Origin of the sequence: Enterococcus sp. DIV0175 (assembly GCF_050529075.1) — a bacterium.
Taxonomy (GTDB): Bacteria; Bacillota; Bacilli; order Lactobacillales; family Enterococcaceae; genus Enterococcus_B; species Enterococcus_B thailandicus.
This window is the reverse complement of record NZ_CP172880.1, coordinates 1,219,028-1,233,748: the sequence shown is the minus strand read 5'-3', so window position 1 is coordinate 1,233,748 and position 14,721 is coordinate 1,219,028. Positions and strand designations below refer to the sequence as shown.

Sequence of the window (14,721 nt, the reverse complement as noted above, 5' to 3'; positions counted from 1 at the left end):
TCTCTTATTTGTACCGTCCAGCTCCGATAAGATGCTGCTGCCAATAGCTTTCTGTTAGATTTGTCCAGCCCACTGGATTCCCTGCGTGAAACATCCGATTATCTCCCGCATAAATACCCACATGAGTCACATAAGTACCGGCATCATAAGTCGAATGAAAGAAAATTAAATCACCTGGTTTGGCATCTTTTAGATCAATATGGGTCATGGCATCATACTGATCCTGAGCCACCCGAGGAAGTTTCAAACCAACTTTGGCATAACACCATTGAGTCAAGCCACTACAATCAAAACCCGTTTCGGGACTCGAACCGCCAAATACATAGGCCGTTCCTTCATACTTAAACGCCTCGTCAAAAATCCCTTGGACCGTCTTATCATCAAACTGTGTTGTAGTTAGGTATTGCTTCACTAATAAGCAATAAAACATATTGCCATAGTTATACCGCCACCCACCATTTTCCTTAATCGCGATGGGATTGGGATAATCAACTTTTTGACCACACGATTTTTCCTTTGAAAAAGATTCGGCTAAAGCAAAACTATGCTTCCTCCCGTTTTTCGCGACATGGTCCAGATACCCGCCACCATAGTTGTAGGCCTGAATGATACTATCTTGATCACACCCTAGCTCTTTGGAACGCTCAACCAAAGACGCAAAATAGAGACATCCTTGTTTAATGGATGCCTCGGTACTTAATGAATTCGGTGGTAACCCAGCTGACTCCGAACTTTGCATAACGTCTTCCATTGTGCCACCAGATTCCACTTGAATAATCGCCAAAAGAATTGGGATATACTCTGTTATATCCGATTCTTTGGCATACTTTTCCACCATTGCACGGTGTTTCAAAACTTCTTCTGAGACACTACTACCTCCAGGAGAAGTTTCAGAACTCCCACTTCCCTCACTGTCCTCGCCAAACAACAAACCCACACACATCAAGATGCTCATAAAAGAGATTATCAGGAAGGTTAACGAAATGACACCTATTTTCTTAAAGTTCATTTTTTCTCACCCGACTTTGATTTTGGACGAGGGTTCATTCTTTTTTGTATTTTTTGATTGGTTCTCTTAGGCAGAGTAGACCGCTGCTTCACTTGTTGGAAAGAATTATTTTTATTTGACAGTTGGTTTATTTCTTTTGAAATGATTTCTTGACTAGTTAGTTTTCGTTTGATTTCGGGATTCAGATTTGCTCTCACAATCCGCTTTGATGCTTCTTTTTTCGGCATACTATCTTTCTGAGGTTGGACCTCTGCTTTTATCCGAACATTTTCCCTTCTTTTCCCATGGTAATTCCCTGTTTCGTTCAATACTTTGCGCTTTTCAGCCATTTTTTCATCTCTACGTTGTCGCTGTTTTTCTCGCAACTCCGCTCGACTTGCTTTTTCTTGGACCAGTCCGCGCTTGAATTCTTCTGGTGCTTTTTTCGTCTTTTCGATTCCTTTATGGAAGTTGTATTTCACGTTGGTTGGCGCATTCCGTACTCCATCCTTTACTTGTTTAGTCTTATCTTTCACCAAAGCCTGGGTATCCAGAACTTTGCCGATTTTTCTCCCGGTTAAATTCTTTCGAGATTGTTTCTTATTATTTGAAATTGGCTTTTCCTTATTCAAGTCAGATGCTACCTCCTGATCGTTAGGTAATCGTGAATTCTTTCGTAGAGAAGAACCTGATGGCTTAAATTTAGATTTTGATTGCTCCTTTGCCAACTTATTCCCAGCTACTGCACTTCCACCAAAAGCCAAAGTACGTCCCACATTTCGATTAATTTGCCGCAATTTACGGTTCATCAACATTTGCGGTTTTCGCATGACCCTTCTTCCCATTGATTGGCTATCATTACTTTGAAGGTTGAACATGCTCATAATGTCGCCCAATTTGGAATAGATACCAGCAAAGGTCACGATTTGCAGAAAAGCTACCATAAAGAAGGGATAGGTGGCCGAAATATTGAAAAACATCGTGGAGATACTAAATGCAGTCGTAATCACCAATGTCACTCCCGCTCGCATCATAATCGTATTGAACAAGCGAATAATCGCCTTCTTCCCCAAACTCTCATAAGTCGGCAACATTGAAAATAAGAAACTAATAGGAAGAAACATCGCAAAGATAATGAAGAGAATTTGAGAAAACAACATAATCCCAGTTAGGAGAAAAACAAAGAAGGAAATCCCGATATTGAACAGCACCAAAAAGACCACGGTTCCTAAACGGTTCATGGTCTTGGTAATACTTAAATTCGCATTGTCATTGTCTTCAATCTCCGTTTTGACCGCCTCTTCCCGATCCTTGCCCTTATTTTCATCCGGACTCACGGATAGAATCTGATTGACCCGATCTTCGCCAATTTCTTCTATATTAGAATCATCAAATTGTAATAGTAACCAGGGTTGTTGGACTTGAATCGAAAACAAGCTATCTCGAATCAAATCCACACTATCTTTTCCTTTACTTTCTGAATTGGGTACAACGATCTCGGTTCCAAGGCTAAGGGCGGCTTCACTAACGTCTGAGCTAAAGTCATTGATTTTTGTGATGTAGGTGGGCGCATAAGCGATAAAGGAACCCGATAGTAGAAAAATCATCACAAAATTAATCCCGGCTCTAACTGCTTTGGTGGTTTCTCGTTTTAATAATCCGGTATACGCCACATAAACTCCTAAAACTAAAATCATCAATAATAGAAATCCAAAATAGAAGCCCGAGGTCTGGAGTCCATTTTCGGTAATGCCAGCTAAGGTTTGGATGTTTTTCCCAATACTTTCAGCCGTGGCTGAAATGAAATCCAACTGGTAGGCTTCTTGAACCACATAACCTGTTGCATTCGACAAATACAGACTCACAGTCCAAATAAAATTAGTAATGGCATAAAGGCCATACATTACGCTCTTTCCTAAGCCATCCCCCCAATTCCAAGGCAGCCAATCCCACGAACTATCCACAAAGAAATCCAACTGATAGTTACCAAGTGAATATTGGGAATAAAGATTTCCGGCTCCAACTGTATCATCAACCAGACCTGTTGCCTCCGCCACCGTTCCTATCAAACTGAGAACAAGAAAAATAGTGCAGAGACTGATTGTGAGAATTCCCGCAATCCGAAAAAGTTTCTTTTTCATCTCCTCACTCCATTCTCTCTTGAACAGGTGGGCGCGTATCAAAGGCATGGAAGAGTTCTTCAAAGACTGGATGAACTTGGACCACACCTACTCGACCATACAAATCTTGCATTAAGCATTGGCCGTTTTCCAAATCTCGCAGGCGTTTTTGATTGCTTTCATCCTCTTGATCTAACCCAAAGAATTCCAAAGTCTTCTTAATTTCATGAATATCGGTACTTCGAAAAGCAAATTTCAATCCGATATTATTCTTCAAGCGTTCATCCAGTAAATCGTCACTGTTTTGCGTGACAAAATAAACACCGGCATTCATGGCCCGCCCAGCACGAACGAGCTTATTAGATAAAGTCTTCCCTTGCGCTACTTGAAGAAATGACCAAGCCTCATCCAAATCCACAATCTTGAAGATTTCTCGATTGCTATGGATAAAATCTAAGGCAAAAGTCGAAATAACGATTAGCATAGAAACACTAAGCAATTCCATCGTGGTGTATTCTTCAAAAGTCGTTTCTGCATCTGGTAAAACTAGATCCGCTACTTGAATGATATTCAACTGTTTGTCTAAGCTGATTGACTGTGTAATCGAACCATCTGAGAAAAGTAAATGGGCAAAATCATAATCGGTAAAGGACTCGATATGATCGGCGATATTTTCCGCAACTGACGAGCCTTCTTTTCGAAGTTCATTAATGACTTGTAGTAATCCTCGTTGATCACTTTGGGTAACGGTTCGTATGGCCTTGCGCAAAACAGGAAACTTCTCCCCATCTCGACTGGAAATCCCCGTTAAGAAAGTCAGAATATCAATCGCTAGACTTTCCGAGTCTTTCTTTTTCTTCATAATCACATAGGGATCAAGCAACCCTTTGTTTTCTGGCTTACTGGTCAAGTTTAGAATATTAATTTCATTTGCAATTTCTGACAAGGTTTCTTTCCATCCTCCACGCTCCCCTTTTGGATCGACAATCACAGCTTGCCCACCGAACAAAACAGCATAGTAGACCAAGAGATTGTTGCTAAAAGATTTCCCACCACCAAGAGAACCGAGAAAAGCCGCGGCTAGTGCATTGGTTACTGAACCCTTTACCCCTTGTGAAGCTAATGCTGGTTTCAGGTAAACATTGCGACCTGTATCCACGTTGTAGCCAAAGTAAATGCCTTCTAACTCTCCTAACATCTGTGTGGCCCCAAATCCAAGTCCCGCCAAGAAGTCAGACGTAACATACTGGATATAATCATTCATATATCGCTTATTTGAGGGTAAGAACTCTTCATGTAGCCCCATCATGTCGCCAAAAGGTCGGACTAATTTCACATTGGTATCATCATAAAAATCGAACACTTCATCACAGCGGCGTTTTAATTCATCCACTGATTCCGCACTCACCCGAACCACATAACTCAGTTTGTACATGGATTCTTTCGATTGATCCAAAGTAGTTTCCAACTCATCTACGGAATCCAACGCATCTAAAACATTGGAATTCGTTTCATTGTCAGATTGATAGGCATGGTTGTCTAAATCTTTCAGTTCCTTTTTCTTATTGCGAACGGTAGCAAGAGCCTTTTTGTTCGTCACGATTTCCACATTCATTGAAGTATCAATCGGGAAAGTGAATTGTTGTTGCTGGTAATAGAAAAGTTCTGAGGAAGGAAACTCCATCTCTCCTACAATCGTATTGACTGTTAAATACGCTACATAAGACTCATGATTTTCGTGTTCCATGCGTAAGTACCGAGGCTTTTCTTCAATCAAACAACGACTAGGACGTAGTAGGTCATAACGTTTCACCAGTGTTTCTGATTTCAGCTTTTTCTTTGGTAGCTGAAATTCATATTCTTCAAACGGTGTACCTTTTTCACCATAGATGTGTTCAATCAAATACGTCAGATCACTCGGTGTAACTCGTCTGACTTTAAATCTCCGGGTTAGCTTGCTTTCCATTAATTTTTCAAGCTTGGTATATCGGCGAATTTCTTCATTGGATAAGGAAACAAAATCGCCCATTAAATGATAGTTCACTCCATAGACAAATTCTTGAAGCCCAGAAAAGAAAGATTTCTTGAGATTCTTTAGATTGACCTCTTCATCTGTCGCAATCAGTTTGAAGCCAATAAAAAAACGATAATCAATCTGACTATCGCCAATCATGGATACTAAAGCATCTGTCTGTAAATCAATTCGTTGTTTCGCTACTTCTTTTAGTCTACCGGTAATTTCCTTTTTCGACCGCTCTTGTGTGACACGTATACTACTTTCTGTCGCGATTTGTAAGGCATGGATCTTGCCTTCATGGTTTTGCGCAATCAATTGGCGAAAGTTATCGTGCACTTGATATTTTTGTTCCGGTGACAAAAAGGAATAGTTGTAAGGCACTAACTCATAGTAGGCAAAACACTCGCCTTCTTGGTTAAAGACAAGATTATTTTCGATATACTTAATCGGGTACATAGTTCACACTCCTTACAAGAGTAATGGGTTCGTCCCATCGTTTTTTCTGTTCTTTGACTTTCTTTCCAGCAAAAGTGACCTTAAATCGCAAGTGATAACTGATAAAGGATCGTAAAAATCCCAATGGTTTCTTACCGTCAAAGGTCTTTTGCGACATAAACCAAGTAACCGCCACCGGTATGCCTAAGTATTTTAAAAAGGCCCCCTCTATCATAGATAGCGGAGGCACATGGGCAAATACGATGACAAACAACAAGGATAAAACAAACCAAGCCATCTGATTAAAAGTCACAGGAAAAGGTAGCTGAAAGTCATTAATTGCGTAAATGACTTTTTCAACTGCCCAAATACTGGTATAGCTTTTTATTTTTTTCATAGTTTCTCCTTTCAAAAAGCAGGTAGAATTTCTCTACCTGCTCATCATCATCTCATAATGATCCAATTGTCCGAGGTTCTCGAAAACCTTTCTAAAGACATTTTTGTACTTTTGGATGCTCTCAGAGTCAAACTGAATTACAAAGTCATCATTGATGAAATGTGAACCATCGTTAATAGCAGAGATTAATGCATTACAGACTAGCTTATCCTCTCCATCAAAATCATCAATACATTGTTCATAATTTTTACCACCCAACAATTGAAAGTAGTGTTCTAAAATCCTTCTCATACTATTAAAGCAGGTGGCCGATGAGCAACGATCATCCTTGACATCTTGCCACAACATTTCATAAGTAGTTTGGATTGGATTACATTCATATTTTTTAAAAAAAGTTGCTCCGTTTTCTTTTTTTAGTATTCCATAAAGTACTTCATCTGCCTTATAATCTTTTCGACTCCCCAAAAAGCTTGCTTCTTTATAAAAATACATGTTATGAGTAAGAATAATTACCTGCGTAATTCCATTTTGTTTTTCTCTGCAATCATTTATTAACTTCTTAACCAATGAACTAACAATAAAAATTACATTACTATCCAAACTTGAAATGGGGTCATCAATAACCACAGCTTTATTATGACCCGTTCCAGTTGTTTCATGACTACCATACACCAAGTAATAATAGTAAAGGAATGTAATGAAGTTATACTCACCTTCACTTAATGTTTCCTTAGCATCACTACCATCCTCGCGAACAATCTTGTATGTTCCTTTTTGTGTTTGGTTTTCACCCAACTTAAAACCTTTAAATCCAAATTTTTCTAAAATACTATTAATAGCTCTTATAGTCGGAGTAATCGAAGTTAAACTACTCTCAAGTTCTGATACTTTTGCAGTCATTTGTTGTTCCTCTATCCGACATGCATTAACACTCTTCCCAATACCTTCAATTCCTTTTTCCGTATTCATTTTTAGTTTAAAAAAATGAGATACCAAGCTTTCTGATTGATTAACAATATGGATCCATAATTTCTGTTTAAAAATAATTTGTTCATCTTTTTGATTTTCAGTAACCTGATTATTTTTCAAAATTTTGTTATTAATTTCAGTTATTAATATATTTACGTCCTCACAAACATCCGTAACAGAAATAAGTTCAATAGAATAGGATGGATATTTCTTTTTATTATTTAGTTTTTCATAATTCAGCTTTATTGTAGACTCAAGTTGAGCAACAGTTTCAACCAAACAAGAAACATCTAAAAAAGGAATTTCAGTACTAATGATTAGTTGAAGTCTATTCAATACTCCATCAAAAAAAATTGTATATTCTGAAATAAAGTCTTCTAGTTCAATAATTTCTTTTTCGAAAGCTAAATCAAAATACTGATTTAGTTCATCTTCGAAATTGGAGGGTAGTTTTTGTTGACAAAATGGACAATTAGAATCACTCTCAGCAAGAAACGACATACCCGTCCTTACCCAATCACTATTCTGCAAATACTCTATAAACTTCCCCGTTGGTGTATCACTACTACCCATGATTTTTTTCTGTAAAATTCGATTACTCTGATAAGCATTAACTATATTTATATCAATCAGACTAAATAATTCATATGCTTTTCTCTCAGACGAGAATGTAGGAGTATAGCTTTCTTGTAATTCTTCGTAGTTAACTGTATATTCTGTACCCTTTTGGCTTTCTTCCAATAATTTGGATAAAAATGCTTCTTTGCTGTTTCTAACACCTGTTAAAGATTCAGGAAAAACAGGTCCCAATTTTTGTTGAATCTTCCAGCATTCTTCTTTAAGATATTCTCTATTTTCTGTAATAACACTTTGGTATTCTCGAATTTTCCTTTCTTTTTTGCTGATTTCTTGTTTTTTTTCTTCAATTTGGGTGTTTAACTCTTGAACCTGACTTTGAACTGAAACTGAATCTTCTCCTAAAGAAAAAATTCCTTTCACTTGTGAAGAAAAATTTGATTCTACGAATTTTTTGTTGTAAACAAGAACACTGTCAGCATCCTTATCAACTTGACAATCTTCAGATTTAATATAATCACCTAGCAAATTTGAAATCGTTGTTTTACCACAGCCATTGCTTCCAAATATAAAATTTATTTTCCTAGGCTCAAAATCGACAGGATCTCTGTAAGTTGCAATATTATGAATTTTAATCTTGTTAATTGTCATGACTATTCTCCTAACATTGAAAATTCCTTCACAATATTATCTCCCTTACAGTAATGAAAAACAAGGATTCTTTTAAACAGAATACTCAAAAACACCTCGACTCGTTACCAAATAATTTCCCCCAATCTCCAAGTCTCGACCACACGCAACAAAATCAATATACGTCATCAAGTGTTCTGGTACTTCGCCAAAATCACCATTTTCAACAATCAAGAAATACGCTACATCACTCATATCATCGCAATCTGGATAATAGACAATATCATCCACATGCTCTACCATTTCCTCAAAAGAATTAAAGAAAGCGTGTTGAATCTCTAAAGCAACTTCACCAACTGGGGTTCCTTCTAATTCCTTTGCTAAGCCACACAACCGATTAATTTCTTCAATTGGCGTATACTCATCAATCTCAAAAGGTAACTCATAATCATGAATCGCATATTCCTCATATTCATTATTTAATCCAATCCGTTCTTTCACTTCATCAAAATCGACAGGTGGGGTAAACCATGCCCCCACCAACTCACCTTCATTGTATTTTCCAAGGTTCGCAATATAAACACGCATCTGTTCCATTGTGATTCCCCCTCAGGCACCGACAATTCGATTAAACAAATTGAGTAAGACATCCTTCACACCAGAAGCATTAAAGACTAGACCTACCGCAATCAAGGCAATCACCAAAAAACCAATCAATTTGGAAAACTCCCGCTTAAATCCTAAAAATAAACCAATGACCACAATTGCCAGTAAGACTAAAGATTGGGCATTGGTTAAAAACCATTGATATAAATTTTGTCCGAAATTCATTCCATCACTTTCCTTTCTTTTCCATTGCTCGATCCGCTGCTGCACTTGCATGCATCAAGCACATCACAGTAACACCAAGCATACTGCCACCAAATACCAATAAAATATCTTTTACAATTCCCATGATGATGCCTCTTTTCATATAATCAAGTCTTCAATTGCCATACTTTGTTGCTCCAAAATCTTTTTATGCCGGTCTGATAACCGCGCATTCTGTACCATATCCTGGATATACGTTGTTTGATTCAATCGATCCAACTCCTTAGCCATTTTCCACGTAGGGGCGACTTGGCGTCCAAGCCAATTCAAGGTTCGTTCGATAGTATAAGGTTTCGGTTCAGAAGTTAATTGAATTTCCTTCCGATTCCGTCCAATAAAGCGCCCCCATTGTTCATTCAAGGGCCAGTTGGTTCGCCGTTTTCCTTCCACCTTATCCGCAAATCGCAAGTAACGATTGATAATGGAAAACGTGGTGCTCTCAATGCTACGACCTTTTAACAAATCTTGAATCGCATGATAGGCACGGTCATTTTTCAGTCGAATCTCAAAACGATTTTTCGTCTCAGTTTGGTCTAATGGAATCCCTAACTTGATATATTGTTCATAATTTTTTTCGTACAAACAGAAGTAAACCTCACTTTTGAGACTGCCGATATATAAGGTATTGCCCATGCCGTCCTTTTCATCAGCTTTTAAAAGTTCTCCGGAACGATAGCTTTTAAAGGTACGGAACAAGGAAATACATTCTTCCTTCTGACATTTTTTCGTTAGCTCAGGAATATCCAATAAGCCCACTCGATCATTGATTGCTAAATCCAAGCGTTTCATCACGCCACCGGCCTTTAGACAATCTTCGAAAAAGTCGTACCAGCTACGTTTTTGAGCGAGTAAAAAAGTTTCAAACTGCCGACAACCACGACCCTTTAATTCTAAAAGAACGCCTTTATCTTCTTCATGGGACAACATCACCACAATATCTCCCATGACATATTGTTCTTGATAGGAGTAAAAGGCGTAATCTTCATGAAGCATATACTCAAATTTCAAATGGAGAATTTCTTGAATGATTTTTCGTGCATTCGTTGTGGGGAAACGAATTCTTACATAGTCAAACAGTAACGTCAAAGGCAAATCGGGATTGAAACTTTCCAGTTGGTCAAAAATTTTCCTCATTGTCTTTGTAGATGCTGTCACGCCGCCATTTTCTACCTGATTTAAATAGGGACGACTGAGTCCACAGGCGGTAGCCAGTTTATTTTGTGAAACACCATATTCGTTGCGTCGGTCTTTTAATAACCGATAATCTAAATTCCGTTGTGCCAAGTTCTCACCTCCAAATTCTAAGTGTTAACTTTTTCAAATGAGTTAACACCTATACAAGTTGCTTACTATTCTTGATATGACAACTATTCTTAATGGTTGCTTGCTTATTTTTTGGGTTTTTGTACCCCCCTGTTAGATACGGGGGGTGAGACATCATGGCCGGCTGACGCCGTCCATGAACAGGCACAGCACCACGGAGGATTTCTGCTTCGCAAATCCCCCGCGGTCAGCGCCTATCAGTAGTGGTTTATTTAGCCGTTACTCCGCGGTAATGCCCTCAATTTCCAATTCTGCTTTTATCTCAAATAAGTATTGGCGGATATCTGGTTCTTTGGCAAGGTCTGCAATCCGTTCCAATTCACTGATGACTTGATTCAGCTCAATTCGAGCATCGGTTTCCTCATCCAGTACATACGAATCCCCAGGGACCTTCACCCCGTTTTTTCGAATATCAAAATTGAGCCGGTACAGTTCTTCTTGCAATTCCGGATCTGACTGAATCTTGCCAATCACCCAGTAGATTTCCCCAATCAACTCATCATAAATCAACTAGTTTTACCTCCTTTAATCTTCTAGCAATATCAAAAATGACCGGAACTGTTACAGAGTTTCCGGCTTGCTTATACAACTGACTATCTGAATTGACTTGAGAGGCCCGGTCAAAGGCCCAATCGGGAAATCCTTGAAGTCGCCAGCACTCCCTGGGTGTTAGCTTCCGAATCTGACATTGATCTGTGACGACTGCTTGTTGGTCTCCCGTTAGTAAGGTATGAACACTTTGTTTCCCAAGACGACCTCGGCGACTTGTGGAATTAGGAAAAGCCAGGTTCACACTGTCCCCTGGCTTCACCTCTTGATATTCTGTTTTATTTTTTCGAATCATAATCTTCGTTCCCCCTTGTTTCGTTGACAAGGTCGGGGCTGTTCCGGTTACCTCATAAATCCGATTACCTTGTTCAAAATTTCCCGACAGCATACCCGCTACAGAAATCCCATCCTTTACCGGTAAGGCGATTTTAATTCCTTCATCACCGGTTAAGGTTGGCGCTACACCATCTGATCCATAAACTTGGCCACCCATTCCTCGATTGGAAGGGTTGATATTTAACAAGTTTCTGATGTTTTGATCAGGTGTTGGAGACGATCCAATGATAGGAAATACTTGTTCGGTACATGCGTCTCGAGAATGTCCGATAAGGAAGACCCGCTCGCGGCTTTGGGGAACGTAGGCCTTTGAGTTAAGCACCTGCCATTCCACATCATACCCCAATCCATCCAGCGTTCGGAGGATCGTCTCGAACGTAGCCCCTCCTTCGTGATTGAGCAATCCCCGGACGTTCTCAAGGAATAGAAACTTAGGCTGGAGAAGAGCGGCGAACCGAGCGATTTCAAAGAATAAAGTACCTCGAGTATCGGAAAATCCTTGCCGCTTTCCCGCAATTGAAAAAGCTTGGCACGGAAATCCGCCGCAAAGGATGTCCACTGGTCCGAAGGATTGAACAAACTCGTCTGATACACTTGTGATGTCATGCATTTCCACCTCCTTACTTGTATCATGGATTGCCTTATAACTCCGCCGAGCAAATTCATCAATTTCACAAAAGCCGATACAGTGGTGACCGGCTTGTTCCATACCTAAGCGAAAGCCCCCAATCCCGGCGAATAAATCTAAAAATGTCATACATCACCTCATTCATTGCAAAGAAAAAAGCCAAGAACATTTTTGCTCTTGGCTCTTAAAAATATTTCAATTTCAAATTTATTTTTCTTTATCCAAACCAATCAATTCCCGTTGTTTTCGGTTGGATTCATCTGCTACAAATTTAAAGACTGTCTTCAGCTCTTTCGCAGAGGCATTCTTTTGTAGTGTAGAAAAGTTGCGGTTATACTTTGCCATAATTTCCTCAACTTTTTCTTTCTCAGTCATGTAACTCTTCCTCCAATCTTTCTTTCGTATAACTGATTGGTAATGCTAATTCAACATTATCAATATCCATTAGAAAATCAGAAATCGTATTTTGAAAGTCCTTCACTAAGATATTGATGGTTACTTTCTCTTGAAATTGCTTTTTCACCTGCATCAAATTTTTTCTCGATTGAAAAAAAGCATTGATAAAACGTTCTTTAGGAACAAAACGGCCTTCAACTTCTTCTCGTTTTTTAGTAAAGTCCCAAGCAATAAATGGATCTTGATAAACATAATAGACAAGCACATTATAATTCTTTTTGAGTGCCCGTTCAATATTTTGATTTACCTTAAAAGTCGCAAAAGTCCCATCAAGAATAAAACTATAACCCTTTTTAAGAACTAAATCGAGAGCCGCATCTACCAAAAGTGCTGATCCTCGTTGAAATTCATCTGAATTATTCCCAACATAGCCTGGGAATAATTCACGAAATTTATCAGCATCGATTACACAAAGATTACTATTCAATGCCGTCAAAGTTTGTGCAGCCTCAGTCTTTCCAGCCCCAGGACTTCCAGCCATAAAAATGGCAGTCTTTTCTTCCTCTTTTTCTTTCCCATCAGTAATAGAAGAAATTAATACTTTTTTGTTCTCTTTAGCATACTGTAAAGAATAATCCTCTGTCATTTTTATTGCACCTCCTGACGCTTTCATCATTAGTTTATCATACTTTTAGTCCGATACCCTAGAAGACTAAATTTCTCTGTAGCTGTCATTTTTCTTTTGATTGCGTTACTTGTTTGATGGATTCCAAGAAATCATACCCTTTTGATACAAATGGCGTATAAAACTCACTAATCACACTGCCCCCTGTATCTACATAACCTCGACCTTTGATGCGTTTCATAAAGAAGTTTTTATCAACTTCCCCAAACATCATGGAATACCCGAGCTCACTCATACGCCCCAAAGCTACACGAAAGTTAAACTGATCGCGAATCCCATCTCCTAGATATTTCGCATCTGGTCTTTGACAAGCCAAAATCAGAAAGAAACCAGATTGACGACCTAACATCACGATTTGTTTGAGCTTATTCAAAATCACCGCACTCTCCTTAGTCGTTAACATTTCCATATAAGCCACGTATTCATCAAAGATTAAAAAGTTGGGCGGAAGTCCAAGATACGCATAATTCTCTCCTGTTTTGTAGTTTGGCATTTCTTTCATTTCCTTGCTACGAGCCATCATGCGTTCGTAAAAGTCTTCCACACAAGCAGAAATTTCTTCCTTTTTAGAATAAACATGGGGCATTACCGTACCTAAATCGGCAAGGTCCGCATTTTTGGAATCAAGAACAAAAAGCTCGGCATCCGACTTCAATAAAGCTTGGATAATGGTGAGTAAAAAATAAGTCTTCCCACCACCTGTCCCACCAGCAATTAACATATGGGGCAAGGAATCATACGCCCATACTTGATTTTTCATCAATCGCAGAGTCCCGTTTTCTGCCACTACTTCTTCAATTCCAATTCGATTGGCAATCATATCGTATAACAAGATGTATTCCACATAGGAGTCTTTGAGTTCCTTCTCTACTAACTCACAATACAGTCCGCTTTCTAACTTCTTTTCTAGCTTCAATAGTTGATCTTGATATTTTCCTAGTGAAATTTGAACGCGAATAGAAAGTAAGCCATCTTTCATTCGATAATAGATTTTGGGGAAGTAACTGATATTCTCTTTGGTCCGACTACTATTCAAATCTTTGAAAAAACCTTCACTTTGAGTTTGTTTCACTTCATACCAATGGTTTTCTAGAATCATCCGGGCTAGCTTTTGTCGATGCCACAAACTTCGCCAATGGTCCTGAAAAAAGTACATATAAAGCAACAGCATACTTCCTGACAAAACGAGACTTCCAAGCAGACATACTAAATCTTTCATGGACCAAACGATTTCAATAGTGGAAAGTGATAGCTTAGAAGTCTCAAGTTGTCTAAGCTCTTGAAAATAAAAGACGCCCATCCAACCGATGAATAAAACGATTAGCCAGCCAATAACAAAGTGATAAACCAAGTGTTGATCTCCTGCGCGTATGCGATGTCCTTTGTACATTTTAATGGTTTCCACCTCCAGTCGAAAAAGCCCAATAGGATTTCATTGGGCAATTTCAAAAAGTTATGCTAGTCATTTACTGCTACGGAGAGTTGTTTTGTTTCAACCAATTGCGTTAAGAAACCTTCAATGGCATCCGGCATCTCCACACCAATTTCTTCCAAGACAGATTCCGCCTGCCGACATAAGTTTTCATTTACTTCGACAACCATAAAGAAGGACTCTTCCTCATCCAACCATTTGCGTACGTCAAAATCTTCCTCATTGGTTTCAAAAAAATCCTGATTCATAATAAGAAATACTTTTTCGTCTATCGTCAATTTATCGTTGACTTGTTCTTTGGTTAGTTCTCCTTTGTTATAACGATCGAGACAATCTAAAATATGCTCAACATTAATTTCCATTCTTTTCA

Annotated in this window: 15 protein-coding genes; all 15 read right to left on the bottom strand. The window is 38.7% G+C overall.

Annotation, left to right across the window (positions count from 1 at the left end; genetic code table 11):
- Nucleotides 1-4: 4 nt before the first annotated feature.
- Nucleotides 5-1,009, bottom strand: a complete 1,005-nt coding sequence (locus IGJ76_RS05865) for a lysozyme family protein (RefSeq protein WP_430596819.1) — start codon at nt 1,007-1,009, stop codon at nt 5-7.
- A complete protein-coding gene (locus tag IGJ76_RS05860; protein ID WP_430596818.1) occupies nt 1,006-3,129 on the bottom strand; it encodes a CD3337/EF1877 family mobilome membrane protein in 2,124 nt (707 codons plus the stop codon). The genes IGJ76_RS05865 and IGJ76_RS05860 overlap by 4 nt, the downstream gene beginning before the upstream one ends.
- A gap of 4 nt (nt 3,130-3,133) precedes the next feature.
- Nucleotides 3,134-5,581, bottom strand: coding sequence for an ATP-binding protein (locus tag IGJ76_RS05855; RefSeq protein WP_430596817.1), 2,448 nt, complete (start codon nt 5,579-5,581; stop codon nt 3,134-3,136).
- Nucleotides 5,568-5,957 carry a conjugal transfer protein gene (locus tag IGJ76_RS05850; protein WP_002297349.1) on the bottom strand — a complete coding sequence of 130 codons (390 nt, stop codon included), beginning with the start codon at nt 5,955-5,957 and terminating at the stop codon, nt 5,568-5,570. Before IGJ76_RS05850 ends, IGJ76_RS05855 begins: the two co-directional genes overlap by 14 nt.
- Before the next feature lie 33 nt (nt 5,958-5,990).
- Nucleotides 5,991-8,153: an AAA family ATPase gene (locus IGJ76_RS05845; RefSeq protein ID WP_311801644.1), complete on the bottom strand. Its 2,163-nt coding sequence runs from the start codon at nt 8,151-8,153 to the stop codon at nt 5,991-5,993.
- A 72-nt stretch (nt 8,154-8,225) separates the two neighbouring features.
- Entirely contained in the window at nt 8,226-8,729 is a 504-nt protein-coding gene (locus IGJ76_RS05840; RefSeq protein ID WP_311801643.1) for an antirestriction protein ArdA, read from the bottom strand.
- 12 nt (nt 8,730-8,741) lie between these two features.
- Nucleotides 8,742-8,963 carry a hypothetical protein gene (locus tag IGJ76_RS05835; RefSeq protein ID WP_002298822.1) on the bottom strand — a complete coding sequence of 74 codons (222 nt, stop codon included), beginning with the start codon at nt 8,961-8,963 and terminating at the stop codon, nt 8,742-8,744.
- Nucleotides 8,964-8,967: 4 nt separating this feature from the next.
- A complete protein-coding gene (locus IGJ76_RS05830) occupies nt 8,968-9,105 on the bottom strand; it encodes a DUF3789 domain-containing protein (RefSeq protein WP_311801642.1) in 138 nt (45 codons plus the stop codon).
- Nucleotides 9,102-10,286, bottom strand: coding sequence for a MobT family relaxase (gene mobT / locus IGJ76_RS05825; RefSeq protein ID WP_311801641.1), 1,185 nt, complete (start codon nt 10,284-10,286; stop codon nt 9,102-9,104). Before mobT ends, IGJ76_RS05830 begins: the two co-directional genes overlap by 4 nt.
- Nucleotides 10,287-10,544: 258 nt before the next feature.
- Nucleotides 10,545-10,835 carry a hypothetical protein gene (locus IGJ76_RS05820; RefSeq protein ID WP_311801640.1) on the bottom strand — a complete coding sequence of 97 codons (291 nt, stop codon included), beginning with the start codon at nt 10,833-10,835 and terminating at the stop codon, nt 10,545-10,547.
- Entirely contained in the window at nt 10,825-11,967 is a 1,143-nt protein-coding gene (locus tag IGJ76_RS05815; protein ID WP_376168371.1) for a DNA cytosine methyltransferase, read from the bottom strand. Before IGJ76_RS05815 ends, IGJ76_RS05820 begins: the two co-directional genes overlap by 11 nt.
- A gap of 78 nt (nt 11,968-12,045) precedes the next feature.
- Nucleotides 12,046-12,213, bottom strand: a complete 168-nt coding sequence (locus IGJ76_RS05810; protein WP_002390863.1) for a hypothetical protein — start codon at nt 12,211-12,213, stop codon at nt 12,046-12,048.
- A complete protein-coding gene (locus IGJ76_RS05805; RefSeq protein WP_311801638.1) occupies nt 12,206-12,880 on the bottom strand; it encodes a zeta toxin family protein in 675 nt (224 codons plus the stop codon). Before IGJ76_RS05805 ends, IGJ76_RS05810 begins: the two co-directional genes overlap by 8 nt.
- Before the next feature lie 85 nt (nt 12,881-12,965).
- A complete protein-coding gene (locus tag IGJ76_RS05800; protein ID WP_430596816.1) occupies nt 12,966-14,309 on the bottom strand; it encodes an FtsK/SpoIIIE domain-containing protein in 1,344 nt (447 codons plus the stop codon).
- Between the two features lie 68 nt (nt 14,310-14,377).
- Nucleotides 14,378-14,713, bottom strand: a complete 336-nt coding sequence (locus IGJ76_RS05795) for a damage-inducible protein J (protein WP_227326733.1) — start codon at nt 14,711-14,713, stop codon at nt 14,378-14,380.
- Nucleotides 14,714-14,721: the final 8 nt, after the last annotated feature.